Source organism: Shimia haliotis (genome assembly GCF_900114415.1).
Taxonomy (GTDB): Bacteria; Pseudomonadota; Alphaproteobacteria; order Rhodobacterales; family Rhodobacteraceae; genus Shimia; species Shimia haliotis.
Genome location: NZ_FOSZ01000002.1, coordinates 58,545 through 83,698, shown reverse-complemented (window position 1 = coordinate 83,698; position 25,154 = coordinate 58,545). Strand labels below are relative to the sequence as shown.

Annotated in this window: 28 protein-coding genes; 24 read left to right on the top strand and 4 right to left on the bottom strand. The window is 61.2% G+C overall.

Annotated features, from left to right (window positions below; all coding sequences use genetic code 11):
• Positions 1 to 7: 7 nt before the first annotated feature.
• From BM069_RS05685 to BM069_RS05575, 24 genes are all read left to right on the top strand, one after another.
• A complete protein-coding gene (locus BM069_RS05685; RefSeq protein ID WP_170846685.1) occupies positions 8 to 1,267 on the top strand; it encodes a phage tail protein I in 1,260 nt (419 codons plus the stop codon).
• Between the two features lie 3 nt (positions 1,268 to 1,270).
• Positions 1,271 to 3,577, top strand: coding sequence for a hypothetical protein (locus BM069_RS05680; RefSeq protein WP_093321585.1), 2,307 nt, complete (start codon positions 1,271 to 1,273; stop codon positions 3,575 to 3,577).
• A 22-nt stretch (positions 3,578 to 3,599) separates the two neighbouring features.
• On the top strand, positions 3,600 to 3,770 hold the full coding sequence (locus tag BM069_RS19630) for a cytochrome c biogenesis protein ResB (protein ID WP_139216148.1): 171 nt from the start codon (positions 3,600 to 3,602) through the stop codon (positions 3,768 to 3,770).
• Between the two features lie 4 nt (positions 3,771 to 3,774).
• Complete coding sequence (locus tag BM069_RS05675; RefSeq protein ID WP_093321583.1) at positions 3,775 to 4,581, top strand: phage tail fiber repeat family protein; 807 nt, start codon at positions 3,775 to 3,777, stop codon at positions 4,579 to 4,581.
• Between the two features lie 40 nt (positions 4,582 to 4,621).
• Positions 4,622 to 5,869, top strand: a complete 1,248-nt coding sequence (locus BM069_RS05670) for a phage tail sheath family protein (RefSeq protein WP_093321580.1) — start codon at positions 4,622 to 4,624, stop codon at positions 5,867 to 5,869.
• 11 nt (positions 5,870 to 5,880) lie between these two features.
• The gene (locus BM069_RS05665; protein WP_093321578.1) at positions 5,881 to 6,417 is read left to right on the top strand and encodes a phage major tail tube protein; all 537 of its coding nucleotides are present in this window, start codon (positions 5,881 to 5,883) and stop codon (positions 6,415 to 6,417) included.
• Between the two features lie 8 nt (positions 6,418 to 6,425).
• Complete coding sequence (locus BM069_RS05660) at positions 6,426 to 6,743, top strand: phage tail assembly protein (RefSeq protein WP_093321575.1); 318 nt, start codon at positions 6,426 to 6,428, stop codon at positions 6,741 to 6,743.
• A 108-nt stretch (positions 6,744 to 6,851) separates the two neighbouring features.
• On the top strand, positions 6,852 to 9,290 hold the full coding sequence (locus BM069_RS05655; RefSeq protein WP_093321573.1) for a phage tail tape measure protein: 2,439 nt from the start codon (positions 6,852 to 6,854) through the stop codon (positions 9,288 to 9,290).
• Positions 9,290 to 9,721, top strand: a complete 432-nt coding sequence (locus BM069_RS05650; RefSeq protein ID WP_093321570.1) for a phage tail protein — start codon at positions 9,290 to 9,292, stop codon at positions 9,719 to 9,721. The genes BM069_RS05655 and BM069_RS05650 overlap by 1 nt, the downstream gene beginning before the upstream one ends.
• Complete coding sequence (locus tag BM069_RS05645; protein WP_093321569.1) at positions 9,709 to 9,936, top strand: tail protein X; 228 nt, start codon at positions 9,709 to 9,711, stop codon at positions 9,934 to 9,936. Before BM069_RS05650 ends, BM069_RS05645 begins: the two co-directional genes overlap by 13 nt.
• A gap of 12 nt (positions 9,937 to 9,948) precedes the next feature.
• Entirely contained in the window at positions 9,949 to 11,034 is a 1,086-nt protein-coding gene (locus BM069_RS05640; RefSeq protein ID WP_093321566.1) for a phage late control D family protein, read from the top strand.
• Between the two features lie 18 nt (positions 11,035 to 11,052).
• A complete protein-coding gene (locus BM069_RS05635) occupies positions 11,053 to 11,364 on the top strand; it encodes a phage holin family protein (RefSeq protein WP_058122349.1) in 312 nt (103 codons plus the stop codon).
• 73 nt (positions 11,365 to 11,437) lie between these two features.
• The gene (locus BM069_RS05630; RefSeq protein WP_093321563.1) at positions 11,438 to 12,370 is read left to right on the top strand and encodes a C40 family peptidase; all 933 of its coding nucleotides are present in this window, start codon (positions 11,438 to 11,440) and stop codon (positions 12,368 to 12,370) included.
• The gene (locus BM069_RS05625) at positions 12,367 to 12,600 is read left to right on the top strand and encodes a hypothetical protein (RefSeq protein ID WP_139216147.1); all 234 of its coding nucleotides are present in this window, start codon (positions 12,367 to 12,369) and stop codon (positions 12,598 to 12,600) included. Before BM069_RS05630 ends, BM069_RS05625 begins: the two co-directional genes overlap by 4 nt.
• Positions 12,597 to 12,854 (top strand): hypothetical protein, encoded by a 258-nt coding sequence (locus tag BM069_RS05620; RefSeq protein ID WP_093321558.1) that lies wholly within the window; start codon positions 12,597 to 12,599, stop codon positions 12,852 to 12,854. The genes BM069_RS05625 and BM069_RS05620 overlap by 4 nt, the downstream gene beginning before the upstream one ends.
• A 164-nt stretch (positions 12,855 to 13,018) precedes the next feature.
• Positions 13,019 to 13,480, top strand: a complete 462-nt coding sequence (locus BM069_RS05615) for a hypothetical protein (RefSeq protein ID WP_093321555.1) — start codon at positions 13,019 to 13,021, stop codon at positions 13,478 to 13,480.
• On the top strand, positions 13,477 to 14,184 hold the full coding sequence (locus BM069_RS05610) for a hyaluronate lyase N-terminal domain-containing protein (RefSeq protein WP_093321553.1): 708 nt from the start codon (positions 13,477 to 13,479) through the stop codon (positions 14,182 to 14,184). The genes BM069_RS05615 and BM069_RS05610 overlap by 4 nt, the downstream gene beginning before the upstream one ends.
• 75 nt (positions 14,185 to 14,259) lie before the next feature.
• Positions 14,260 to 16,674 carry a LamG domain-containing protein gene (locus BM069_RS05605; RefSeq protein WP_139216146.1) on the top strand — a complete coding sequence of 805 codons (2,415 nt, stop codon included), beginning with the start codon at positions 14,260 to 14,262 and terminating at the stop codon, positions 16,672 to 16,674.
• Between the two features lie 67 nt (positions 16,675 to 16,741).
• On the top strand, positions 16,742 to 19,195 hold the full coding sequence (locus BM069_RS05600) for a LamG-like jellyroll fold domain-containing protein (protein WP_093321548.1): 2,454 nt from the start codon (positions 16,742 to 16,744) through the stop codon (positions 19,193 to 19,195).
• 4 nt (positions 19,196 to 19,199) lie between these two features.
• On the top strand, positions 19,200 to 19,499 hold the full coding sequence (locus BM069_RS05595) for a hypothetical protein (RefSeq protein ID WP_093321545.1): 300 nt from the start codon (positions 19,200 to 19,202) through the stop codon (positions 19,497 to 19,499).
• Positions 19,500 to 19,502: 3 nt separating this feature from the next.
• Positions 19,503 to 20,129: a hypothetical protein gene (locus BM069_RS05590; protein ID WP_093321542.1), complete on the top strand. Its 627-nt coding sequence runs from the start codon at positions 19,503 to 19,505 to the stop codon at positions 20,127 to 20,129.
• Positions 20,126 to 20,473, top strand: a complete 348-nt coding sequence (locus tag BM069_RS05585) for a hypothetical protein (protein WP_093321540.1) — start codon at positions 20,126 to 20,128, stop codon at positions 20,471 to 20,473. The genes BM069_RS05590 and BM069_RS05585 overlap by 4 nt, the downstream gene beginning before the upstream one ends.
• Positions 20,474 to 20,475: 2 nt before the next feature.
• Positions 20,476 to 21,198, top strand: a complete 723-nt coding sequence (locus BM069_RS05580) for a hypothetical protein (RefSeq protein WP_093321537.1) — start codon at positions 20,476 to 20,478, stop codon at positions 21,196 to 21,198.
• A 12-nt stretch (positions 21,199 to 21,210) separates the two neighbouring features.
• Positions 21,211 to 21,765 carry a hypothetical protein gene (locus BM069_RS05575; RefSeq protein ID WP_093321534.1) on the top strand — a complete coding sequence of 185 codons (555 nt, stop codon included), beginning with the start codon at positions 21,211 to 21,213 and terminating at the stop codon, positions 21,763 to 21,765.
• A gap of 41 nt (positions 21,766 to 21,806) precedes the next feature.
• Here the strand turns inward: BM069_RS05575 and rfbA are convergent, their stop codons facing one another.
• Genes rfbA through rfbC form a run of 4 tightly spaced genes read right to left on the bottom strand, consistent with a single transcriptional unit; the run spans position 21,807 to position 25,152 of the window.
• Positions 21,807 to 22,688, bottom strand: a complete 882-nt coding sequence (gene rfbA, locus BM069_RS05570) for a glucose-1-phosphate thymidylyltransferase RfbA (protein ID WP_093321531.1) — start codon at positions 22,686 to 22,688, stop codon at positions 21,807 to 21,809.
• Positions 22,685 to 23,539, bottom strand: coding sequence for a dTDP-4-dehydrorhamnose reductase (rfbD, locus tag BM069_RS05565; RefSeq protein ID WP_093321529.1), 855 nt, complete (start codon positions 23,537 to 23,539; stop codon positions 22,685 to 22,687). Before rfbD ends, rfbA begins: the two co-directional genes overlap by 4 nt.
• A complete protein-coding gene (gene rfbB / locus BM069_RS05560) occupies positions 23,536 to 24,588 on the bottom strand; it encodes a dTDP-glucose 4,6-dehydratase (protein ID WP_093321526.1) in 1,053 nt (350 codons plus the stop codon). Before rfbB ends, rfbD begins: the two co-directional genes overlap by 4 nt.
• 3 nt (positions 24,589 to 24,591) lie before the next feature.
• Positions 24,592 to 25,152: a dTDP-4-dehydrorhamnose 3,5-epimerase gene (rfbC, locus tag BM069_RS05555; RefSeq protein WP_093321523.1), complete on the bottom strand. Its 561-nt coding sequence runs from the start codon at positions 25,150 to 25,152 to the stop codon at positions 24,592 to 24,594.
• Positions 25,153 to 25,154: the final 2 nt, after the last annotated feature.

The window sequence follows — 25,154 nt, the reverse complement described above, 5'->3', positions numbered from 1 at the left end:
GCCGATGATGGCCCAAGATACCCTGCTGCCTGACAACCGAACTTCCTTCGAGGAGGCGACCGATCTCACAGGTGCACGCATCGCAGACCTGCCGATCGGACTGCGTGAACTCATCCAGCCCGCGGCGGTCCCGGCACCCCATCTGCCTTGGCTCGCCTGGGGCCTATCGGTCGATCTCTGGGACAAAGACTGGCCGGAGGAGAAAAAACGCGCGCGCACCGCACGTTCACTGCCATTCCATGCGATAAAGGGCACACAAACCGCGATCGCTGAAGCCCTTGCGGTCATGGGCGCCGAAGCGCGACGGTTTATCGTGCCGCCAGCCAAGACCTATCTGTCGAAGGCGCTGACCGAGACGGAACGTGCGGCGTACCTTGATCGTTTCGCGCAACTGCGGATCTATCCCTTCGTCGCACGGGGTGTTTCCGGCCGGAACACCCGGTTTCTGTCGGCGCCGGATGGGCCTGGCACGGCTTTCGCGGGGCCAAACAACCCGGTCTCGATTACTGAGAGCAAATACATCCGCACGGCCAAGCTCTTTGACCGGGGCGCGGAGACCGATCTGACGGTTCGCTCGGTGACCCCCGAACGCGTTGGAGAGGCCAACGCGATTTCCTATGATGAGGTCGTGCTCGCGCCCAAGCCCACGGCGGCCATTCATCTCGGCGCAGCGCCAAAACCAAAGGCTTTCCTGATCGATGACATCGGCGTGCGCCAGCGGATTGTTCGTATCCCGCGCGATGAGACATACAGCTATCGGCTTGGCCGGGAACAATACACAACCGTCCTGCCCAAGGGCGATCTGATCGATTTGCGTCCGCAGCAGGTCGCTGAACAACACCCGCAGCAGGCGACGTCCCTGTTTCCGGGCGGCGCGGGGCAGTGTGTCTCTGGCGCCTACCTGCCGGAAACAATCGCCTGGCAGCATCTCTATGACCGCTGGCACATCCACGACCCGGACCGCGTGCTCGATGAGCGTAAACGCTCCACCCATCTGGGCTACACCCGCCTTGGAATGCCGCCCTATACGGCCGAGGTGCTGACCCGCATCAAAGGGAAGCGTCACCCGCGGACAGCGGGCCGGTTCGTCAATGGTTATGTCGTGGCCGCTAGCACCAAGCCCGTCGCCGATGCGCGCGCGGCGGTGATGGTCGCCAAATCGCTCCGGGACAAGGTCCTGATCAACACAAAGACCTGGCGCGTGCCGCGACCGGGCGACCGCCGCGCTGTGGGGGATATCACGCTCGGCGCATTGACAGAGGTTTGAGGCATGGAACGCACCGTCATCTACCGCGATCGCCAGGAGCTGCAATCCGCCGATCTCAACAACATGCAGGATTTCGGCCGCGCCTCGATGGATCACATCGTGCGTGACGCGCTTGAACCTGGCAAAGCCTATTCGGGGTTTTCTGCCACCAAAACGGCCGCCACAGAACTGACTCTCTCCGCAGGTCGGCTTTACGCAGGCGGCGCGATCTATGCGCGGGGCGAGGATATCATCGTTGATCTCTTCAACGTGCTGCCGCTGGTGACCCGCAAACGCGTGGCGATCGTCAGCTTCGGCCAAGAGGTCGAGACCGATATCCAGCCGCGGGATTTCCTGATCGACGCGCAAACGGGCACCACCGAGCCGCAGTCCGTGGCCATGGAAAGCCTGCGCCGCGCGGAGATTTCGACGGTGGCAGGCACCGAAGGGCCGGACCCGAGCTATCCGGCGACAGATGCCAATGTGACGGTCATCGCCTATGTGCTCCTCGACACCTCCGGCGTGGTCGCGATTGAGCAATGGCAGGCGACGCAACTCCCGAACTTGCGCAATATCGCGAACCGCACGATCGCACTGGAAAACTGGCGCGGCCAGATCAGCGGTCAGGTGGATACGCTGCGCACGGACCTCTCGGCCCTGGCGGATCGGCTGGCAGGCTATGCCACCAAGGCCGAAATCGTCGAACTGACAGAACAGCTCGATGAGTTGCGCACCGAAGTCTATGCGCCGGGCGCCTACATCTACTATGGCACGAACCACTTCCTGACGGCGGAGGGGTCGAACGTTGATCATCCCAGTTTCGATGCGGTGGTCGAGGAAGGCATTCGCTTCCCGCGGGCTGGGGCGGAAACCTCAGAACTGGCACTGCTGAACCCCAACAATGTCTATATCGCCAACACCAGCGGGTTTGTGCTGCCCAAATACGCCCATGGCGTCCGGCTTGATCTGACGGGCTACGCCTCCGAGACCCGGCTGGCCCAATACACCTTCGAGACCACCGAGATCCGCCAGCTCACCCGCGCCCGCACGCGGCGGCGCTATGGCAATTCGATGGTGGTCTGCACAAACAGCCGTTGGTGGCGCCAGGGCACCTATGATCTCGCGGGCAATGTCTTCCGCCGGGATGGTGAGACCTGGGAGGTCACGAACGGCCTGCCGGACCGTATGCCCAATGGCGCGCGGGTGCCCAATGGCAATGTGCATTGGATCCGGGTGCGCCGATTCTGGATCGATACCTATGAGGAACAGTACTGGGACCGAGTCACAACCACGGCCACGATCAATGGCCAGCAGGTTGCTCAGACCTTCCTGAACTCGCAAGATGGTTGGCTGAGCCAGGTGGGGCTGTATTTCTCGCGCAAGGCTGCGGCAGGTGATGTGACAGTGCTGGTCACAGAGACGGCCTTTGGCATGCCGGATCTGTCCCGGGTCATCTCGCGCACGACCCTGCCGGTTCTGGATATTCAGGTGGGGGCAATTTCCAAAGAAGTGGGGCTGCCGTCGCTCGTGGAAACCAAGCTGCCGATCACCCCAACCTTCCTAACGGCGGGGCGGCGCTATGCCATCGTGTTGGTCACCACCGGCGATCACTATGTTGCTATGACCAATACCGACAACGGTGTGGTGCAAGGCACCTTCTTTGTCTCAACCGATGGCGCCTTTTTCGCGGGCAATCTCGTCGATGACATGAAGATGCGGCTTTACTTCGCGCGGTTTGAGCGCACGCGGCTCTCGGTCGAACTGACGGCCCTGCAGCTGGCAGGGGGCATCCTCGATCTCGATGTTCTGCATCCAGGCGTGACGCCGCCGGCCTGTCGCACGGATATCGAGGTACAGGTGAACGGGGCCTGGGTGGCGCTCGATGGCGAGGCCAACGGGCCGGACCTTTCGGGGCTGCCGGCGATCCTGCCGCTGCGGGTGACTCTAACCGGCACCACCGACCTGATGCCGGGTTTTGGCTTGACCGGATCGCAGGCTGTGGCCACGCGCCCCAAGACGGCCTTCACCTGGGTGTCAGACGCTCGAACGCTTGGCTCGCCTACAACCAGCGTCAAGGTGGTCACGGATTTGCAGCATTTCGAAGAGGCAAACCACGATTGCACCATCACCTTGCTCACCGGAGCGGGTTTGACCGGCACCGAGGCGGCCGATGTGGTTGAGGATGTGGTCCTGGCCGATGGCACGGTGCGGCGGACCTCGATCTTCAATGTGACCTCGGTCAGCACCTACGCCGTCAAGATCGTGGGCTCGACCGTCAGCGCGGCACTGCCGTTCCTCGTGAGCGAGCTGATCGAATACGCGCAAAGCTGATCCCATAAAGGAAAGACCTCTCATGGCCTCCAAACCGACCCATTACCGGGTGACGGTGAACCGTCCCCTTGAATTCGCTGGCGCCCGGTTTCGGCCGGGCGCGCGCTATACCGTCACGACGGCAATCTTCGACAGTTTGTCGACAGATCATCCCGAGGCCATCGCGACATCCGAACCGCTGAAGAAAGGCTGACGCCATGCTGAGGTTCGAAGACCTACGCGTGCGCGACAATCAGGATCTCGACCGGGATTTCTTCAACCGCCGCTATCGCCTGATTGCGGAAAGCCTCGCAGAACTGAATGCTCAGCTCGCCCAGATCGGCACGGCCACCGACAATCTGGTCACGCTGGGCCTGACCCGGGTGAATGAAGTCCTGGGGCCTGCGCTGGCCACAGCATCTGCCGCCGCAGAAAACGGGTTTCTGGTCGCGACATCGGCCACGCCGCTCACGCTCACGGTCGGGCTCGAGACAACCTTTGAGATCGACGACACACCGGCACGTGCGCTCTTTGCGCCCACGCCCTATGTGGTGATCTCACGAGACGGGACCGGCAGCCTGAACGACTGGGCAGTGTTTCGAGTGGCAGCTTACGCGCGGGAAAACGGTGGGCTCGCAGGTGAGGTTGTCGCCATTCACGGCGAGATTGGCGCTGCCCAGCACAATGACTGGGTGATTTCCGCAAGCGCGGGTCTCGCGACGGCGCTGATCGAGGCCGCCGCCAATGTGGCTAACACGCTGCTCTTGGCTCAACAGGCCGCTCAAGATGCCGCAGATGCCGCAGCCGTGGCGGAAAGCGTGCTCGCCAATGGCCCGGTCTCCTCGGTGAATGGCCAGACCGGCACCGTGGCGCTCGGGATCGGCGATATTCCGACGCTCACGTCCCAGCTCGCGAGTAAAGCGGCCAGTAGCCACGGGCACACGATCGCCCAGGTCTCCAACCTGCAAAGCACGCTCGATGGGTTGCAGGCCCAGATCACCACGGTGGATGGCGGGTCCTACTGACCCGCGTCTTTTGCCCTGACATTTTCAAGGAGGGACAGCCATGTCCGACCCGACTTTCGGGATTTCGATCACGCGGATCGACAATGAACCGCGCCCACCGGTCTGGAGTGATATGTCGGTGGTCGGCATCATTGGCACCGCACCGGATGCGGATGCATCTGTCTTTCCCGCTGACACGCCCGTGTTTCTCTATTCCGATGATGCGGCCAAGCTGACCGCGCTCGGGGACGCCGGCACGCTCAAAGACGCGCTGGTTCTGCTCAACGCGCAGCTTGGTGAATTCCAGGTCGCTGCCAAGGTGGTCCTGGTTCGCGTCGAAGACGGTGTCGACGCTGCAGCGACGATTGCCAGTGTCGTGGGTGATGGCGCACAGACAGGGCTTTCTGCCTTCCGACGCGCAGGGCCCGAGATTGGCATGATCCCGCGGCTCCTTTGCGCGCCTGGGTTCACCAGCCAGCGCACGGGGGCTGAGGCGAACCCGGTTTGCGCAGCCTTGCCGCCCATCTGCGAAAAGCTCCTGGCCCATGCTGTGGTCGACGGCCCGGCCACGACAGAGCAAGATGCCATCGACTGGCGCGAGAAGATTTCCTCGTCGCGCCTCATCCCCATCGATCCGGCAGTGAAGGTCTACGACAATGGCGTGAGTGTGGTCCAACCCGCATCACCTGCCATCATCGGCATCGGCGTCCGCCGCGATCACGAAAAACAAGGCAGGCCGTTCCACTCCTGGGCCAACCAGCCGGTGCAGGGCATTGTCGGCCCCTCTCGGCCCATCAGCTTTTCGCTGACGGATGGTGCGACCGAGGGGCAGCGGCTTTTGTCGGCCAATATTGGCGTGCTCCTGCGCGGCGAGATGGGTGTCGAAAGCGCCATTGGCCAGGGTGGCTTCATCTTTGTCGGGACCGACAATGCCGGAGAGGATGATCTCTGGCGGTTCTATAATGTCACCCGAGGACGGGATTTCATTCACCTGATGCTGCTTCGGACCCTGCGCTTCTATCTCGGGCGCTTCAACGTCACCGGTCAGACTATCCAGGCCATCCTGAACACCATGGAAACGGGACTGCGCAACCTAAAGGCCGATGGGGACATCCTGGGCTTCGAGCTGAAATTCACACGCGATCAAAACACGCCGGAAGAACTGCGCCAAGGCCGCTTCACCGTCAGCTTTGCGGCTGAAGAGGCCCCGGTGCTGCGCTATCTTGGCATTCAATCTGCCCGCTATCGCCCGGCGCTTGATGCGCTGCTGGATGACCTGCTCGCGCAGGTCGGCACCATCACCGGCTGAGAGGACCTCACATGAGCAATATCTACATCATGGAAGCCGCAAACCTCTTTTGCGGCGATGAGGATCCGACAGCCTCGAAACACCTGACGCTGACCGAGTTGCAACTGCCCAATCTGCAGGAAAGCTTTCAGGATTATCACCCGGGCGGCTCGCGCGTGCAGATCGAAGTGGCCGTCGGCATCCAGAAATTGGAGGCCAGCTTCAAGCTGGCGGGCTGGGATCCAGATCTTCTGACCCAGTTTGGGTTGGGCGCGGCCTCGCGCAAGAAATTCACCGCCTATGGCTCGATCCGCTCAAAACGGACGGGCGAGGCTATCGAGGCGAAAGCCGTGCTTGAAGGCCGGCTTGGGGCGGCAAATCCGGAAGCCTTCCAGCGCGGTGAAATGCAGGGCTTTGACTATTCGATTTCGGAAATCTTGCATTACGAGCTGCATTTTGGCGGGGTCGAGAAACTCTACTGGGACTTTTTCACCGCCGATTGGCGCGTGGATGGCACCTCCCAGAACGCTGATGAGCGCAACATCCTGCGCATTCCCAACGGATTTTGAGGGGACCCATGGCACAGCATCGCAATAAACGCCTACCGCTCACGGCACCCATCGCCTTGGGGGATCAGACCCTGACGGAGGTCAGTGTCAAGAAGCCAAAAGTGAAGGACCTCAAGACCCTGCAGGATGCGTTGGCTGGGATCGAGGATCAGCTGGAACAGGGCATTCTCATGGCTGCCGTTCTGACCGATCTGCCACGCGAGGCGATCGAAGAGATGGACACCGACGATTTTACCGCGATCTCCGAGGTGATCGCGGGTTTTTTCCCACAGGGCACGGCATCCGCGACTGGCGCACCATCACAGCCGAAACCGCCCACTGGCTGAACACGCCGATCACGGACTTGATGGACATGGACTGGCCGGAGCTGGTCCTCTGGCACGCCGAGGCCCGTCGTTTGGCGCGCGCCGCAATGCTGAAGTGAACCTGATCCCATGGCAACGCTGACCTCCCAGCTGGTGATCGAGCTTCTCGATCGCGTGACGAGCCCTGCGCGGCAAGCGGCCAGCGCGCTGGCTGGCATTTCCACCCGCATCCGGGAAAACAACGGCCTACCGATGACCTTTGGTGACCGGCTGAACGCGGCGATCACTCGCAACAATCGATCCCTTGCGGCTGCACGGGGTGGTTTGGTGGATGCAGCGGCGAGTTTCTACGCGCTGCGTGAAGCGATCGGTGGCCCGATTGCCGCGGCCTCCGAGTTTGAAAGCGCCATGGCGGATGTGCGCAAGGTGGTGGATTTCCCGACGCCGGAAGGGTTTGCTCAGTTCCAACAGGATCTCTTTGCCCTCTCGCGCGATATTCCCATCGCCGTAACGGGCCTTGCAGAAATCGCCGCGGCTGCGGGGCAAGCCGGCATTGCGGGGCAAGACCTCATTCGCTTCACCGATGCCGCCGCGCGGATCGGGGTGGCCTTTGACATCAGTGCCGATCAGGCCGGCGCCTCCATGGCGAACCTGATGACGGCCTTGGGCCTCACGATCGACGAGACGGTCTCGCTGGCAGATGCCATGAACCATCTCTCGAACAGCCAGGCTTCGAGTGCGGCCGATATTCTCGATGTGGTCCGCCGCGTTGGGGCGCAAGCGACGCTGTTCGGGTTTTCGGCGGAAGAGACCTCGGCCTTTGCCTCCGCGATGTTGGCCGCTGGTGCGCAAAGCGAGGTGGCGGCGACGAGTTTTCGCAACATGGGGGCTGCACTGACGCGCGGCTCAGCCGCGACGCGGGCACAGCGGGAAGCGTTTCAAGAGCTTGGGCTCGATGCAGAAGCTGTCGCGCGGCGCATGCAGGAAGACGCTGTGGGCACGACGCTCGATGTGCTGCGGCGCATCAGTCAGATCCCGCGTGAACAACAGGCGGCGATTTCGAGCCAGCTTTTTGGAAATGAAGCGCGCGCTCTTGGGCCGCTCCTGACCAACCTCGGCCTCGTGGAAGACACGCTTGGCATGGTGGGGGACCGAGCCAATTACGCAGGCTCTGCGTTCGCGGAGTTCGAAGCGCGCAACAACACTTTCCAAGCCAATATCCAGCGGTTCCAAAACGTGCTGACCGAATTGCAGGTCAACATTGGCAATGCGCTGATGCCCGCGATCACGTCTCTGGCGGAGGCGATCACCCCGCTGTTCTTGCGGATTTCTGAGCTGGCGGCCGCCTATCCAGAGGTGACACTTGCCGTGGTGGGCGCGACAGCAGCGGTCATCGCCTTCAAGGGCGCGATGTCAGCGCTGCAATTCGCGGGCCTCTTGGGCCGCGGCGGTGTGCTCTCGATGATTGCTGCCGGCTACAACACGATCGGGCGCGCGGCCATTGGCGCGCGGACGGCCGCGACAGAAATGATCGGGCTGCAATCGGCTTTGGCATCAATGGGTGGACAGCCCCTCGGGACACTCGGGCGGCTGCGCGCCGGCTTGACCGGGATCGCCCTGGCGGTCCCAGGTGTCGGGGCGCTGTCCTCTGGCATTGCCGCGATCGGGGCGGCCGTGGCAACGATCTCGGCCCCGGTTTGGGCGACTTTTGCCGCTGTGGCGGCCGCTGTCGCTGCGGCAGGCTTCACGATCTATCGCTACTGGGACCGGATCACGGCAACCTTGTCTGGCGTGGGCCAGGCGATTTCCGAGCGGCTCCAGGGCCCGCTCGACTGGCTCGGCGAAAAGCTCAGCTTCTTGACCCCGATCACCGATGCGATTTCGAACGCGTTTTCGGGATTGGGTTCCGCGCTCGGGACGGCGGTCAATGCCATCACCGAGTTTTTCAGCTCGGGGCTTTTCGAGCAGGAGGTCTTGTCGGAAGAAGAGCAGGCCCGGATTGCCCAGAACGCGGCCAATCTGACCGGCCGGATCATCGATGGTTTTGCCAGTCTGGTCACCGGGCTTTACGACAAGGGCCTCGAGGCGATCCAAGCGCTCTGGGACGGGATGGTGGCCAAGTTCGAAGAACTGATCGCCTGGATCCGGGGTATTCCGTCCCGCATCGTTGAGGCGATCGGCAATATTGATCTGACGAACATTGTCCGCTGGCCCTCGATGCCGGCTTGGCTTGGCGGTGGCGATGAAGCCCCAGCCGTGGCTGTCGATGAATTCTCAGGTGTCGACGGCACGCGGGCGGCTGGTGGGCCCATCTCGCGCGGCGGCACTTATCTGGTTGGGGAACGCGGTCCGGAACTCATCACCGCCAACCGCAATGGTTATGTGAACCCAGCGGGAAGTATGGGTGGTGCGGGACCAGTGGAGGTCTCGGTCAATGCGCCCATCACCATCACGGGTGCGACGGCGGGCCCACAACAGCTTGCGGCAGAAATTACTCGCCAGCTGCGCGATCAGATCCGCGAAGCCTTCCGGGGTGTTTATGCCGATACCGGGTTGAGGTTTGCCTGATGCTGATGATTCTCGGACCCGTCCAATTTGAAATCCTGCCCTTCAACACCGATGGCTACAGCCATGGCACGGAGGCCGGCTTTGCCGAAAAGCCCGTTCTCGGAGCGCGGCCCATCCTCGAATATGTGGGCGAAGGCCCGGAAAGCTGGACGATCAAGGCCCGGCTCTATCCAGAAAAGTTCGGTGGCATGGGACAGCTAACGCTTCTGTCGCAAGCCCGCGCCTCGGGGCGTCCGCAATATATGATGCGGGGCGATGGCGCCTTGATGGGCTGGGTCAATATCCTCTCGGTGGCAGAGCGCGCCTCCTATCTCGGCCGCAATGGCGTCGGCAAGGTCATTGATGTCGACATCACCGTGAAACGGGCCAGCGCGCCAAGTGCGGGGGCGTTCTTCTCTCTTCTGGCGGATGTGCTCCTATGGACCAGGTGATCGAAACCGTGACCGTCGAAGGCGACGGGCTGACCGTGTCGGTGATCGTCTGGCGCAGATTCAAACGGCCGATGCCGGGGCTTGTGGAGGCGATCTACGATCAGAACCTTGGACTTGCCGATGTCGGCCAGACCCTACCGGTGGGCACAAGCTTCGAGATGCCAATACCGATCCCGCGGGAACAGCAGGTTCTGGATCCGATCCGGCTTTGGTGAGGACGTGAACCCATGTCGAAGCGCGCGCTTTTCAACGTGACCGTGGCGGGCACGAATATCACCACGGCGCTGATGCCGGTCCTTTTGGGCCTGCAAGTCTCGGACAAGGTCGGCACCCACACCGACAGTGCGGATCTCGAGATTGATGACACCGATGGGCGCATTGTCCTTCCGCAGATCGGTGCGCCCGTTGCGATTGCACTCGGCTGGGACAGCGAGGGGATGCGGGTCGTTTTTGAGGGCACGGTTGATGAGGTGAAATCCTCAGGCACCCGCAGCGCGGGGCGGCGACTTCGCATTACGGCCAAGGGCATGGATACGACAGGCCGGGCCAAAGAAGGCCAGCAGCGCCATTGGGATGGGGCGACTGTGGAGAAAATCCTGCGCGAGGCAGCGACGCATGCAGGGATCACACAGATCGAAATTGATCCGGCGCTCCGCAACCTGACCCGCGGCTATTTCGAGATGCGCGATGAAAGCCTGATCGCCATGGGCGAGCGACTTTCCCGCGAAATCGGTGGCAACTTCCGCCTCACCGGCGGGCGGATTGTGCTCTCAAAGCGCAATGCCGATTACGCGACGGCCATTGCGGCAACCTGGGGCCAGAACCTGCACAGCTGGGACATTGCCCCGAGGCTCGGTCGCCCGCAATTCGGGGCAGTCCGTGGGCGCTGGTATGATGTAGCGGCGGGCGCTTGGCAGATCGTCGAGCGGGCAACGGGGATCGACGTGCCCTCAGTCTACGCGGATCGTTTCGCCCGGTCGGGCGCGCTGGAAACCACCCAGCAGGGTAAGAGTGATGCCGCAACGACGGCTCGGGATGCGGGCGAAGGCACGGTGGTCATCGAGGGCAACACGGCTGCTGTGCCGGATGGAATCTGCACCGTGTCCGGCACGCGGCCTGGCGTGGACGGGTCCTATCGCATCGAGGCTGTGACCCACACGCTGACCCGCGCGGGCGGCTTTGTCACCACGCTGGAGCTGAAACAGCCTCAGCTCGGCGCGGGCACAGATGCGCGGGCGGAGACCACGGCACCCGTGTCTGCCAGCGCAAACGTGCCGCCCATCATCGATCCGGATGCAACCGGGCCGTTCTGAGACCAAGGAGGCAGGGAGATGCCGGAGAACAGTTTTATCGAAACCATCAACCACCTCTTTGGCGGGGCCATCACCACATTGATTGGTGCCTTCACCGGTCGGCTCATGTGGCACTCCGGCGAGGTGAAGCTCGGAAATCGCCGCTTTTTCGGCAAGGAACTTCTCTGGGAAATCCCCGTCGCTGTGGGCATGGCGCTCATTGGCGATGCGGCCGCGAATTACATTGGTCTGACCCAGCCGGTCTCAACCGGGTTCGTGGCCACGCTCGCCTATCTCGGCCCCCGCGGTGCCGAAAGCCTGCTCTGCGCCTGGATTGGCCGCAAGAAATAAAACCCACCAAACATCGATCGCCAGATCACACGCCGCCCTTCGGGGCGGTGTTTTCTTTTGCAAGGAGGCCAGAATGACCCCTTTTGAAATCGCCCAAAGCTACATCGGCACCACTGAAGGCCCAGGCACTGAAGACAACCCAGCCATCATGGCGATGTATGCCTCTGTTGGCCACGACTGGGTCGAGCATGACTCTGTCGCTTGGTGTGCAGCCTTCGTGGGCCATTGCCTCGAAAAGGCCGGGCTGCGCTCCACCCGACGCCTCAACGCGCGCTCTTATCTGGACTGGGGCATTCCCGTAGACCTCGCGGAGGCCCAAGAGGGCGACATCGTTGTCTTCTCACGCGGTTCGAAATCATGGCAGGGCCATGTTGGCTTCTTCGTGAAAACGGCGGGCGCCATGATCGAAGTGCTAGGCGGCAATCAATCTGATGCCGTCAATATCCAGCGCTATGCGAAATCGCGGCTGCTCGGGGTGCGGCGCGCCGGTAATGTGGCACCGACCGCGACGCTCTCGGTCCGTGAGGTGCAGGCGCGTCTCAAAGCGCTTGGATATCACGAGGTGGGCCGCGTGGACGGTCAGGTCGGGCCTCGCACCCGCGCAGCCATCTTGGCGTTTCGCGATGATAACGGTCTGCCTCTGGTGCCGATCATCGATGTGGCGCTCACGGAGGCCCTGTCGACAGCTGCACCGAGGTCGGTCGCGCCGGAACGGGCCACGGGCGTACCAGAAAACAGTCGGATCCTCACGGCGGCGAATGCGCAGGTAGGGCTTGGCGTTCTGGGTGCTGCGGGATCTGTGGCCGGGCAGATTGCGCCGGCGCTGACCCAGGCCGAAGAGGCGCGCGATACGGCTGAGCGCGTGCTGGATTTGGTTGGGCTTGCAGACGTGGTGCAAGCGGCCTTGCCCTGGATCGGGGCGGCTGTGTTCATCGGCGTCATCTTCTACGCCCTGAAAGCCCGCAACGCCCGGATCGAAGATCATCGCGCCGGGAAGACCCCGTGATGTGGGTCTTGATCGTTTCCATATGCATGTCGATCGGCGGGGCTCCGGCCTGCGGGTCCGATATCCATCCCGTGGCGATGCGCACATTCGCCGAGTGCGAGGACGCCGCCGTCCTCTCCCATGACCACATTCGGGCCGCCGCCGAGGCCGACAATGTCATCGTGCTATCGCTCAACACCCACTGTGTCACAACGGCGGGCTTACCGATTTCTGCGGAGGGTGGGGAATGATCTCAATCCTGACCGCCATCTTTTCCGGGATCGGCCGCAAGGCCGCACTTTGGGGCGCGATCGCCGTTGCGATTGGCGCCGCGCTTTGGGTGGCGTTTCGGCGGGGTCGCCTGGAGGCCGAGGCCGAATTCATCATTCGTCGGGCCGATGCCAGGATCCGATCCCTGCAAACAGCGAAGGAGGTGTCCAATGAGGTGCAAAACGCCGATCGCGCTGATCTTGAGCGCCGTCTTGAGCGCTGGATGCGCGATTGATCCGAGGCGCGATCGCGATGCCTGCGATTGGGCAGCTCCCATCAGACCCTCTCGTGCCGATGTACTGACCGACGGCACGCTGGCCCAGATCGTCACCCACAATGAAATCGGCGCGCGCCTCTGCGGCTGGCGGCCCTGATGTTTAGAAACCTCCGAGGTGATCTGTGGATGGGACCAAGTATGACCTGACCCCGGATGTCTGGACCATGGTCGCCTTCAACGCCTCTGCCGCGCTGGTGGTGCCGCCACTCGGCGCCCTGATTTGGGGTCAGTTGGCACCGGAGGATGATCCGCCCAACGAAGGCGGATTTACGATCCGGGGGATGCGCCTCATTCGGGGCATCGCGCCCTTCGAGGCGCTTTGGCTGCGCGCGGAGACCGCCCCTGCAACCGTCACCGTTTATCAAGGAAACAGCATGTCGGGTGTCGTCTACTTCGGCAAATCGCCATTTCGGCTGCGCACGTCAGGCTCCGTTGAAATCGAGGTGCCCTACGTCCCCCAGATCCTCGATGGCGGGGCACCGGATACCGATTACGCCGGCCTTGCCATCATCGACTGCGGTGGCGCTGCCGCCTATCCAAACCTTAGAACCATCGATGGCCGTGTCCAGGGAGAAACCCCATGACCTCCACAGTCTTTGCCAAAATCCAGATGCGCCGCGGCACTGCCGCCGAATGGGCCACGGCCAATCCAATCTTGGCTGAGGGCGAATTTGCCTTCGAGATTGATACGGGCATCACCAAGGTGGGCGATGGTGCATCGGACTATGCAACCCTGCCGGCTTATGCGACCTACAGCCAGATGTTGGCGGCCCAAGCCGCCATCGAGGCTGGGCAGACGCAGCTTGCGACGTTTACCAGCCAACTGACGGCGGCGCAGAATGCGGCCACGACGTCTGTGGCCAAAGCGTCCGAGGCCTTTGTTTCAGCCGGGAATGCCAAGTTCTCGGAAGATGCGGCTGAAGTGAGCGCATCGCAAGCGGCTCAGAGAGCAATTGATGCGGCGGCGTCTGCAGTGCAGGCGGCCGGATCCGAGACCAATGCCGCGGGGTCTGAACAGGCAGCTGCAGCTTCCAAAGCAGCGGCTTTGTCTAGTGAACAAGCTGCCGCTCAGAGCGAAGCCAATGCAGCCGCCAGCGAGGCCACGGCATCCGCCGCCGCTGCCGTCGTGCAGCCTCTCGCCGAGGAAATTGAGGTGATCGCGACCAACATCGGAACTGTGCAGGACGCGGCCGGGCCACTCACTGACATCCAGACCGCAATGTTCGAAATGGCGACAGCCTTCGTCAATTCGCAGACGCGGTATGTCTCCGCCGTCGCCTTCTCGTAAGGAGCCCCGCCCGTGACAATTGAACAGCAAGTGGACGCCCTGACAGCCTCGGTCGACAACCTGAGAGGGGCTGTGGTGTCCAAGAAGGCCACCCTTGATGCCTCGGTTGTCGACGCGCAGTCAGCGACCGCGCAGGCGCAAGCAGCCAAAGCGAACGCTCTTTCTGCGCGCGACCAGGCTGGGGCTTTCAAGGATGCCTCATACATCGCTGCGCAGTCGGCTGCCTCAGCCGTCGCCTATCAGGACCTTTCTGCCGCAGCGCTCACCAAAGCAGTCACGGCGGTAGATGTATTCATCTACGACACCTCGAAGGACAGTGACGGCGGGGCTTGGCGGCATCGCTGCGCCGGGACAAGTTGGTATCGAGAGCCGCTGAATACGCCAACGCGGGGATCACGGCGGGACTTTCCGGCTGTGGCGGTGATCGTGGCAACGGCTGATGCTGTAACCATCTATGATGGCGACGATCCGTCATTGCCGATGTGGATGGTGGTTTCAGGTGGTTCGGACAAGTTTTTCAACACCGCAGGTGGGGGAGCGATAACGGCAATATCTGCCAAAAACGGTTGGCTCGTTGGAACTTCATCCACCCGGTCTATAAGCCGCCTGAATTTCCTCACTGAAAAGGCTTACACCGGCGTTGGATTTGGTTCGTATAAGGTCACTGCTCCTATCGCCACATTCCGCAATGCTGTTGTGTTTCCGAAGTACACCGTTCCTCCGTCGATGTTTTCTATCGCTAGCAGCATCGCCTACGACTTGGCTATGACGGTCCTGCCCAATGCCCCAGTTGATCCTGCGACTGGGCTTCCGGTGCCAATGATTGCTGTGGCGACTGCTGGTGGCGTGTCTGTGATTAAGGATGATGGGACGGTTGTTGATGCAACATTTGTTGGATCTCGAAACTATATCAGCAAGGTCGACTTTACGGCTGATAATTGGGTCTTTGCGACAACATCAAATGTAACAAACCCCATCGGATGGTTCCCTGTCCTATTTGAAATCCCTAGCGCGGATGTCACAAACCTAGGTACTAGCACCGGTGGCAACGGTGTAGGGTTTACCTTTTTGGACGCTCCATACATCAACACCACGCAATACGAGGCAGGCACGGATGCAGTGGCGTCCGACAAAACCCTGTTCGTAGGAAAGACTGTTGGTTTCTGGCAAATCCAAGCCGTCCCTGATGACACCTTGGATGTCATGAGAAAAAACATGGTGTCAAAAATTACCTCAACCTACAACACTGGCTGGATGAACGGGGCGATCCGGGGCGCGTTCCTCGCAGACACCAATGACACCGATCTGGTTGAGGCTGAGTTTTCAGACGATTTCAGTGGCTATTCAGATCAAGCTGCGATGCAGTCGGCAGGATACAGCTTTGTCAACTCGGCGTTTGACGCCGCGCTGAATGCGGTCGTGTTTAGCGGATCGGCATCAGGTGACATTACTTTGTCTTGGGCAACGCTAACCGCCGCTGGAATTGCAGCTGGTGACGCCTACGAGGTTACGGTTGTCGTGACTGGCCTCGTCGCTGGGAGCCTTTCCGTTCAGGACAACTTCGTGAGCATCGGTGCCTTCTCCTCGGACGGGACCCATATTTTTCGAGGGACGCGGGCTGGAAATTTCCGTTTTGTCACAGCCAACGGATTCGAAGGGGAAATCCAAAGCATCACATTCCGCAAACTCGACCGCGACCGCTCGATTAAAAATAGCGGCCTTGTGGTGAACGGCACCATCACTCGGGCGCCGGTCTCCACTGGCGCAGAGTTAGTCGCCTATAGCGGGTTCTCTGCCTCCAACTTCCTTGAGCAGCCGTATAATTCGGAACTCGACTTCGGCACGGATGACTTCTGCTATATGGGCTGGTTTTACGACAGCTCAGTAAACGGGGCGGCTATTTTGACCCGCAATGATGGGGTCGGGGTGGAAGCGAACTACGGACCAGGCTCGGTAAACATTTTTAGCAATGCAGGGCTTATCAAACTCCGACTTGGTAATTCTTTAGCCCTTAACCACGCAATGCCCCTTGGCTCGCTGCGATGGGTGCATGTTGTTGCGCTTCGTCGTTCGGGCGTTGCCGAATTGTGGGTTGATGGTGTCTTGCGTGCATCTTCCGGGAATTCTGAAAACCTGACTCTTGCGGGTGGGGCTCTTAGGTTTGGTCAGTATTTTTACAGCCAGACTTTTAGTGCCATAGGCGGAACAATCCTTGCCCTTTGGCGCATCAGCGCGACGGCCCCAACTGCCGACCAAATCCGCCGCATCTACGAGGACGAGAAGGCGCTGTTTCAAGAAAACGCCGCCTGCACGCTCTACGGGGCTTCGGATGCCGTGACAGCCCTCGCACACGATTCGGACTCCGGTTTGCTGCACGTTGGGACCAGTGCAGGCCGGTCGGTGTTCAAAGGCCTGCGCCGGGTGGCGAACACCACGACCCCGGTGGCAACGGCCATTGCGGCGGCAGGCGATCTGGTTGTCGAGCAATAAGCGTTTGGGGCGGCGCTGACTGCGTGCTTGCGCCCCTTTTTCTCACTCCCCCGCTAAGGACAAAGACATGACGCTGATGAGCTCGATCTCGAAGTTGACCACCTCGGTCGATCAGCTGGCCGACGAGGCAAACGTTACCAAGTCGCAACTCGACGCGAAGGTGACGCTGGCCGAGGCCGAGGTTATTTCTTCGCAGGGTGAGCAGGCGGCAACTGAGGCGGCCCGGGACGAGGCGGCCACGCATGCGGCGGCCGCCGCCAACCATCTTGCGACCGTGAAGTCTGACGTGACCTATCGGGGCATTAGTGCGATCCTTGCCGCGAAGGCCATGACTGCTGTGGACGTGTTTGTCTACGACACGAGCTACGACAGCGACGGTGGGGCATGGCGCAAGCGGTGTAAGCACACGAGCTGGTATAACGAGCCGCTCAACACTGCCACTCGCGGGGCACGGCGTGAGTTTCCGGCGGTGGCGATCATTGTCGTTGAGTTGCCGAACAAAGTGACCATTTTCGATGCCGACGATCCTGATCTGCCGATGTGGATGGTCGCTGATACTCGCGGGGAGCAAAATACCGCACCTTATGCGATTACGGCTTTGGGTGGGCAGGCAAGCTATCTCGGGCCAGTATCCGCTTTGAACGGTCAAATCTGCATTTGTGGCACTGGCGGCTACAGCTCGCAGGCGTTGCTGCGCTGGGATTTCTTGTCAGACCGATTTGGGAACCAAGCGCCAAACTCGTTTTACAGTGGGTGGACCTCCGGGACGATTTCCGAGCGTAACGAGTTGCGAACATTAGTCGAGGGGTTGCCGGTAATTCTGGCGCCGCAAGTACGCGACGTTGCCATGACTGCGCTCTCAGAGGCGCCCGTCGATCCGGCCACATGGCTTCCAGTGCCCACGATTGCGGTCGCGACGGACGGAGGCGTCAGCGTCATTAAGCAGGATGGCACCGTCATCAATCCATTCACCGCCTACGGGATGCAGTGCGTTCATTTTTCAGAGGATATGCTCTACTACTGGCAAAACGGCGACCACCAATTGCGCCGCATATCCGCTCCGAACTTTGTTGGAAATACCATTGAATTCTACGGTTGGCGGGACAACGCAATCCGACCGTCGATTTCTCCGAGAACCACGTTTTCTGGTATTCGGCACGTCGTCGGCGATGGGAAGTCCGCCATTGCGGCCTCAGCCGCAGCCGACACAAATCTGGCGCTTCTTCAAGAAACCCGGATTGGCACCGGGCTCTCGATGGTGGCCTACGCGACGTCGGACTATGCCACAGGCTGGATGCCCGGCTCAATCAAGGGTGCCTTCCTCGCTGACACTGACGACACCGATTTGGTTGGCTCGGTTTATCTTGATGATGACTTCACAAGCTATGCTGACCAAGCTGCGGCAGAGGCTGCGGGGTATGAGTTTTCAGGCTGCACATTTGATGCCGCCAATGATCAAGTGGACTTCCCCGGAACGGGAACATTTACGTTTAGTGGTGCTGATCCATCCCCTAGCGGCGAACCGATTATTGTTAAAATAGTTGTTTCAAACCGAACGAAGGGGAACCTCTCGTTTCAAGCAGCCTACAGCCAAGTGTTCGCTTTTGGGGAAACGGGCGCACTGGATGCCAACGGCACGTATTACTTTTCCTGCACTTCTGCGCACTTGCGGGTGCTGGCACTCAATGGGTTCGACGGTTCCGTGGATAGCGTAACAATTTATGGAGCAGACGCAGACCGCTCGGTGAACAACAACGGCCTGATCGTCAACGGCAATGTGACCCGCAGCCCGGTGGCCGACGGCGCGGAGCTGGCGGCGTATTCGGGGTTCTCGGCGGCCAACTATCTCGAACAGCCCTACAACAGCGCGCTGGACTTTGGGACCGGCGACTTCTGCGTGATGGGGTGGGTGATCAGCACCGATGCCGCCTTTGACTATCTGATTTATCGCGCATTGCCGAATGCGACAGACGTGGGTTTTAGCATCGCAATCGACGGTGCAAACGATCGCATTGGCTGTCTGGTTAAATCTACAGGCTTCCAATATGGTTCAAATAAAGTGCTGGGGCGGTGGACGCTTGTCGCGCTAATTCGAAGCGGCGGGATGGCCCAGGTCTACGTTAATGGCGTTCTGGACTTCACGTTTTCGGCGCCAACGGACGTTGACCCGACAACGCCCGCAAGCCACATTATGTCTCTCGGATCGGCAAGCAACGGCGCAGGCGCCCTCAACAACGGTTCCATCGCCCTCTGGCGGATCTCCGCCACTGCCCCCACCGCCGAACAGATCGCCAAAATCTACGAGGACGAGCGCAAGCTGTTCCAGCCCGGTGCCCAGTGCACCCTCTACGGCACGAGCGATGCGGTCACGGCGCTGGCGCACGACCCCAAGACCAAACTGCTGCACGTCGGGACTTCGGCGGGCCGCTCCACCTTCGACGGCCTCCAACGGGTGGCCAACACCGAAACCCCGGTCGGGACCGCTATCTCGGCGGTTAACGGCCTGATTGCGGAGCAATGACGATATGACCGTTAACATTTCGAAACCGGTGCAGAACTTGCGGGAGGAGCTCGCCGCTCTTCGCGGCAAAGTGGTGGCTGGTGTCGCACAGGAGGCCTTCTGGTTCTCTGGCGATGGCGCAACCACCAGCTTTGCTTTGCAGCGCGGGTGGAAACCGAAGTTCGCCTATGTCGGCGGCGCGTTGAAGCGCCCCGGCACGGGTGAGGACTACACCGTCTCCTATGATGGGTTCATCTACTCGCTGGTTTTCGCGGTGGCCCCTGCCACGGTGGACGTTGGCGTGATCTGCGTGCGCGAGGTCTGATCCATGACCGTGTTCATCCAGAAGGGCGACGCTCCCCTGAGTGTGCGTCAGGCGACCAAACGTGGCATGGCCCATGTTGCGGCTGAACTGGCGCAGGCGGGCGCACGGACGGGCGATGAAGAGCTGCTGCGGGTGATCCCGCACGCAGACCTCACTCCGAGGCTCGCGGCCGTTGTGCAGGCGTTGGGGCACGTTTCCTACCAAGCCTATGCATTGGGCTGGGAGGCCGACAACCTCGTGAATGGAGAACACAACCTGTTTAACCACCAGCTGGCGGCCTACCGGGAGGCGCAGTCCCGTCTGGCGCGGTATCGGCTGGCGGACGGTCGCCCCGAGATCACCGAGGAACTGCAGGCGATTGACGACCTTGGCCAGCCCGTGTTCGACGAGACAAACGGGGAGCCGGTGATGGAGGCCGTCGTGGTGCAGGCGGCGATCGACCCGCTCCCGGCGGAGGTAGAGAGGCCCATCTACGATGAGTTGACCGGCGAGCAGACCGAGACCGAGATGGTGCCGAACCCGGTGATCGTCCGGGACGAAACCGAGCGGGCGGACGCAAGAGCGGTTGTCGATGAAGCGCCCACCGAAGTCATTGAATTTGCGAGCGCAGAAGCAGGCTTGTCGTCATGACGTCCAGGGTATTGAACAAAAGGTCGGCCGTTCCCGGTAAGGTGCCAACAACGGCCCAAATCGACCTTGGCGAGCTTGCAATCAACACCCGAGACGGCAAGCTCTTTATTAAGCGCGATAACGGAAAAGGTACATTTACAATTGTTGAGATCGGGTCGCCGCAGGCGGTCGCATCAAGTCTGGGGCTTGGTGCCCTTGCATATGGGCAAGTTGGCGACTGGACCATCACGGCTGATGCAAGCGGCAATCTGCGGTTCTTTCATGACGGCATCGCACGAATGCGTCTTGATCCAGACGGAAATCTGATCGTGTCCGGCGATGTCACCGCATTTGGAGCACCTTGATCATGGCAGTCGTGGTATCTGGGGCTTTGTCTCTCTCGAGCATCGCTGCTGAATTTGGTGGCGATGCTGAGTTGTCCTTGAGCGCTTTCTATCGCGGGGCTGGTCGTGTCCCTGCTGCGGGTACGCCCAATCGTGACATTCCCGCGAGTGGCGCAATATCATTTTCCACATTCCGTGGCAGCGCTCGTATGGCGATAGTTGATTATGAAATCATCGGTGGTGGCGGGGGCGGCGGACATGGTGTGGGGGATGGCACTGCCTCAGGAAGAGCGGTTTCCGGTGGTGCTACAGCGATCACATCGGCAGGCAAACAGCTGGTTTCGGCGGCAGGCGGATTGGGCGGCTTGAACGGTCAAGCGCCACGTTCCGGAAATAACGGCGAAGGGACACCATACGGTCCTGGTGGCGCCGGGGGAAACGTCAATTCTGCTGGCGACGCGGCACCCAGCTTATCCTATGGCGCAGGTGGCGGTGGAGGGGGAGGTGACAATCCATCAACCTATGACTCCTCCGGTGCGGGCGGGTTTGGCGGCTCGGCGGGGACTCGGCGCATCGGCTCAATCGAGGTTGTTTACGGTGCCTTGTTGACGGTCAGCATCGGTGCGCGTGGTCTCGGTTCCACTGCGGGATATCGCGGAGGCGACGGGGCCGCGGGTTTCGCACGCCTGACCTGGGACGAAAAAGCCGCCAGCTTTACAGCTAGCGGCTCAGTATCTGTCGACTAGGAGGCGAGAAAAATGCAGTTTCTAAACATTGATGCCTTGATGGGATATTCGGCTGCACTGGATGCCCTGACTGCATGCCAGCGCGCGGCGCTCGTGGAAATCGTGTTTTGTTACAGGCGCGGGTCCCTATCAGCCACGGCCGTGTTCGAAGACGTTGAAGCCCTGCGCGATGTTGCCGGTCAGGTCCCGGCTGAAATCGAGAGAGCCGTCACCCGACGATACGGTGTCGACCTTGAAAGCCTGTCGCACGGAGAAGGCGTCCGGTTCTACGTCGATGGCGATGAACCAGAAACCGTGCTCTTTGGGTTCACCTATTCCTCCGCAGGGAAGCTGGAAGAATGGAAACGATATCAACGGGACCCAGACTGCAAGCAGCGCCTCCTGATCGATCGGTTCGATGCGGCGGACCGGGCAAAGTCGATCGGAGAGGTGGAGCGCGCTGGCGGTCCCGATCGATGGAAAGGGCCCTCGGAGTTGCCCAATAAGGCCAAGCAGGCTGGACTTCAGGTCATTTACCTGGCGAAAGAAGCGAAGGATCAGTGCTACTTGCGCCTACTGAGCGCATGAATGGCTGGCCTTCTTGACGACCTATAGTATGTCAGACGTTGTCAGCTTCGTCTGTGCGCGATTCCTTCCAAGTATGACCCGTAGTCATTCTTGCCGAATTGCCGGGCGCGAGTCTCAAGCTGGGCTGCATCTATCCAGCCCATCTCAAACGCCACCTCATCGGGGCTGCCCACTTGCTGGCCTTGGCGTTCGGTCAGGGTGCGCACAAAATTACCCGCATCCAACAGGCTGGCGTGGGTGCCGGTATCTAGCCAGGCATAGCCGCGGCCCATTTTTTGCACGGTGAGCTGGCCGTCGTGCAGGTAGCTTTCCAACAGCGTGGTGATCTCCAGCTCGCCCCGGGCCGAGGGGCGCACCGCGCGGGCGCGTTCGGGCGCTGTGGCATCGACAAAATAAAGCCCCGTCACAGCATAATTCGAGGGGGGCACGGGCGGCTTTTCGATGATGCTTTTGACCGTGCCATTGGCGTCAAAATCCACCACGCCGTAGCGCTCCGGGTCTGACACGCGGTAGCCAAATACCGTGGCGCCAGCGGTGGTTTGATCTGCCGCTTGCAACAGGTTCGGCAGGCCGTGGCCAAAAAAGATGTTATCGCCCAGCACCATGGCTGCGGGGCTGCCGGCCAGGAACTCTTCGGCCAGAATAAAGGCCTGCGCCAGCCCATCGGGGCTGGGCTGCACCTTATACTGCAGCGCGATGCCCCATTGGCTGCCATCGCCCAAGGTGCGGATGAACTGCTCTTGGTCGTGGGGGGTGGTGATGATCATGATCTCGCGGATGCCCGCCAGCATCAGCACGGTTAAGGGATAATACACCATCGGCTTGTCATAAATCGGTAGCAGCTGTTTCGACACACCCATAGTGATGGGGTAAAGCCGCGTGCCCGAGCCACCGGCCAGAATAATGCCTTTGCGCTGTGTCATGTGGATACCCCTAACTGTGTTAAACATTCCTTCAGCCCTGCGTGCCAATCTGGGCGCGCCAAACCAAAAACGGAGGTGGTTGTGTTGCACTCAAGACGGCTGTTCAGCGGGCGGGCGGCTGGCGTGGGATAGGCGCTGGTGGAAATCGCCTGCACGCGGGTGGGCCGGCCCGCCAGGGTGAATATCGCGCGGGCAAAGGCGCACCAGCTGGCATCGGGCGCGCCGCTAAAATGATAGGTGCCGGTTTTTTCCGGCGCCTCCTTCAGCTGCTCGGCGATGGCCAAACACGCCGCCGCAATGGCGCGCGCCGGCGTGGGGCCGCCGATTTGGTCATCAACCACGCTGATCTGGTCGCGGGTGTCAGACAGGCGCAGCATGGTTTTGACAAAATTCGCACCATGGGCAGAAAACACCCAAGAGGTGCGCAAAATGGCATGGGTGCAGCCGCTGGCGCGAATGCCCTCTTCGCCCGCCCATTTGCTGCGGCCATAGGCATTGGCGGGCTGTGCCATATCACTGGGCGCCCAAGGGCGGTGGCCGGTGCCAGCAAACACGTAATCGGTAGAGATATGCACCAAGGGAATATTCAGCGCAACGCAGGCCAGGGCCATTTCCGCCGGCGCCGCACCGTTGATGGCGGTGGCAAGGTCTTCCTGCGCTTCCGCGCGGTCAACGGCGGTGTAGGCTGCGGCATTGATCACCGCGCGGGGGCGGTGGGCCTGGATGGCCGCCGCACAGGCGCCGGGCTGTGCCAGATCGGCCGCATCGCGCCCCAAGGCCACAACAGGGGCAAGCTGCTGCAGTTCGCGCGCCACCTGGCCCGTGCGGCCAAAGATCAACAGGCCGCTCATGGTGCGGCCCGGCCCAGCCGCTGGCCCACGCCCTGGCGGCCCAGCAGCGGGCGCCACCAGGCCTCGTTTTCGAGATACCAGCGCACGGTGCGTTCCAACCCCTCTTCCACCGTCACGCTGGGGCGCCAGCCCAGCTCGGCGCGAATGCGCGTGGGGTCGATGGCATAGCGCGCGTCATGGCCGGGGCGATCGGTGACAAAGGTGATCAAATCGGCATAAGCGCCCGTATCGCGCGGGCGCAACCGGTCGAGAATGGCGCAGATCGTGTGCACCAGCTGCAGGTTTGTGCGCTCGTTCTCGCCGCCGATGTTATAGCTGCGCCCCAGCGCGCCTTTCGTGGCCACCAGCAGCAGCGCATCGGCGTGATCTTCGACGTAAAGCCAATCGCGGATATTGCTGCCATCGCCGTAAATCGGCAGCGCCCGCCCCGCCAGCGCGTTCAGAATAACCACCGGGATCAGCTTTTCTGGAAAGTGATAGGGCCCGTAATTATTCGAGCAATTGCTCAGCACCACGGGCAGGCCATAGGTTTCAGACCAGGCGCGCACCAGATGGTCTGACGCGGCTTTCGAGGCGGAATAGGGGCTGCGCGGGTCGTAGGCTGTGGCCTCGGTAAACTGCACGGAGGGGTCTGCGGGCAGCGAGCCAAACACCTCGTCTGTCGAGACGTGATGAAAGCGAAAGCTATCTGGCCGCCCCGCCGCCTGCCAATATTTACGCGCGGCCTCCAGCATGTTGAAGGTACCGGTGATATTGGTGTCGATAAAATCGGCGGGCCCATCGATGGAACGATCGACATGGGATTCGGCCGCCAGATGCAGCACGATATCGGGCTGGTGCGTGGCAAAGGCCGCATCCAGCGCCGCGCGATCGCGGATATCGGCCTGCTGAAAGGCATAAAGCGGGCTATCCGCCACCGGCGCCACATTGGCCAGGTTGGCGGCATAGGTCAGCGCATCAAGGTTCACCACCTGATGCCCGCGCGCCACCGCCAGCCGCACCACGGCCGAGCCGATAAACCCCGCCCCCCCTGTGACCAGTAGCTTCATCTGTTATCCCTCAAAGGTGAATGGGCTGTTAAAGCCGGCCAGCAGCGGGGCTGCGGCGTCTTTCCCGCTCAGCACCGGGGCGCTGGTAAGGGGCCATTTGATACCAATATCCGGGTCATCCCAGCGCAGCGCGCCCTCGGTTTCCGGGGCGTAATAATCGCTACATTTGTAGATAATCTCGCTGTCGGGCTCGAGCGTGGCAAAGCCATGGGCAAAGCCCACGGGAATATAAAGTTGCGCGCCGTTCTCCGCGCTCAGCGTATAGCCCGCCCAGTGACCATAGGTGGGGCTGCCGCGCCGAATATCGACCGCCACATCGAAAATGGCACCGCGCCCACAGCGCACCAGCTTGGCCTGCGCATGTGGCGGCGCCTGAAAATGCAGGCCCCGCACCGTGCCCACAGCCGCAGAAACCGAGTGGTTGTCTTGCACGAATGTGGCATCCACCCCCAGCGCAGCATAAGCCCGCTGGCTGTAGGTTTCCGCAAAAAAGCCGCGGTGATCACCAAATCGATGAGCTTTCAGCAGCTTAACGCCCGATAGTTTTGTTTCAGTGATTTCCACTT

Bases quoted from the DNA above. Each gene is read 5' to 3' on its own strand.
- BM069_RS05685 (WP_170846685.1), top strand. From the start codon at position 8: ATGGCCCAAGATACCCTGCTGCCTGACAACCGAACTTCCTTCGAGGAG.
- BM069_RS05680 (WP_093321585.1), top strand. From the start codon at position 1,271: ATGGAACGCACCGTCATCTACCGCGATCGCCAGGAGCTGCAATCCGCC.
- BM069_RS19630 (WP_139216148.1), top strand. From the start codon at position 3,600: ATGGCCTCCAAACCGACCCATTACCGGGTGACGGTGAACCGTCCCCTT.
- BM069_RS05675 (WP_093321583.1), top strand. From the start codon at position 3,775: ATGCTGAGGTTCGAAGACCTACGCGTGCGCGACAATCAGGATCTCGAC.
- BM069_RS05670 (WP_093321580.1), top strand. From the start codon at position 4,622: ATGTCCGACCCGACTTTCGGGATTTCGATCACGCGGATCGACAATGAA.
- BM069_RS05665 (WP_093321578.1), top strand. From the start codon at position 5,881: ATGAGCAATATCTACATCATGGAAGCCGCAAACCTCTTTTGCGGCGAT.
- BM069_RS05660 (WP_093321575.1), top strand. From the start codon at position 6,426: ATGGCACAGCATCGCAATAAACGCCTACCGCTCACGGCACCCATCGCC.
- BM069_RS05655 (WP_093321573.1), top strand. From the start codon at position 6,852: ATGGCAACGCTGACCTCCCAGCTGGTGATCGAGCTTCTCGATCGCGTG.
- BM069_RS05650 (WP_093321570.1), top strand. From the start codon at position 9,290: ATGCTGATGATTCTCGGACCCGTCCAATTTGAAATCCTGCCCTTCAAC.
- BM069_RS05645 (WP_093321569.1), top strand. From the start codon at position 9,709: ATGGACCAGGTGATCGAAACCGTGACCGTCGAAGGCGACGGGCTGACC.
- BM069_RS05640 (WP_093321566.1), top strand. From the start codon at position 9,949: ATGTCGAAGCGCGCGCTTTTCAACGTGACCGTGGCGGGCACGAATATC.
- BM069_RS05635 (WP_058122349.1), top strand. From the start codon at position 11,053: ATGCCGGAGAACAGTTTTATCGAAACCATCAACCACCTCTTTGGCGGG.
- BM069_RS05630 (WP_093321563.1), top strand. From the start codon at position 11,438: ATGACCCCTTTTGAAATCGCCCAAAGCTACATCGGCACCACTGAAGGC.
- BM069_RS05620 (WP_093321558.1), top strand. From the start codon at position 12,597: ATGATCTCAATCCTGACCGCCATCTTTTCCGGGATCGGCCGCAAGGCC.
- BM069_RS05610 (WP_093321553.1), top strand. From the start codon at position 13,477: ATGACCTCCACAGTCTTTGCCAAAATCCAGATGCGCCGCGGCACTGCC.
- BM069_RS05600 (WP_093321548.1), top strand. From the start codon at position 16,742: ATGACGCTGATGAGCTCGATCTCGAAGTTGACCACCTCGGTCGATCAG.
- BM069_RS05595 (WP_093321545.1), top strand. From the start codon at position 19,200: ATGACCGTTAACATTTCGAAACCGGTGCAGAACTTGCGGGAGGAGCTC.
- BM069_RS05590 (WP_093321542.1), top strand. From the start codon at position 19,503: ATGACCGTGTTCATCCAGAAGGGCGACGCTCCCCTGAGTGTGCGTCAG.
- BM069_RS05585 (WP_093321540.1), top strand. From the start codon at position 20,126: ATGACGTCCAGGGTATTGAACAAAAGGTCGGCCGTTCCCGGTAAGGTG.
- BM069_RS05580 (WP_093321537.1), top strand. From the start codon at position 20,476: ATGGCAGTCGTGGTATCTGGGGCTTTGTCTCTCTCGAGCATCGCTGCT.
- BM069_RS05575 (WP_093321534.1), top strand. From the start codon at position 21,211: ATGCAGTTTCTAAACATTGATGCCTTGATGGGATATTCGGCTGCACTG.
- rfbA (WP_093321531.1), bottom strand. From the start codon at position 22,688: ATGACACAGCGCAAAGGCATTATTCTGGCCGGTGGCTCGGGCACGCGG.
- rfbD (WP_093321529.1), bottom strand. From the start codon at position 23,539: ATGAGCGGCCTGTTGATCTTTGGCCGCACGGGCCAGGTGGCGCGCGAA.
- rfbB (WP_093321526.1), bottom strand. From the start codon at position 24,588: ATGAAGCTACTGGTCACAGGGGGGGCGGGGTTTATCGGCTCGGCCGTG.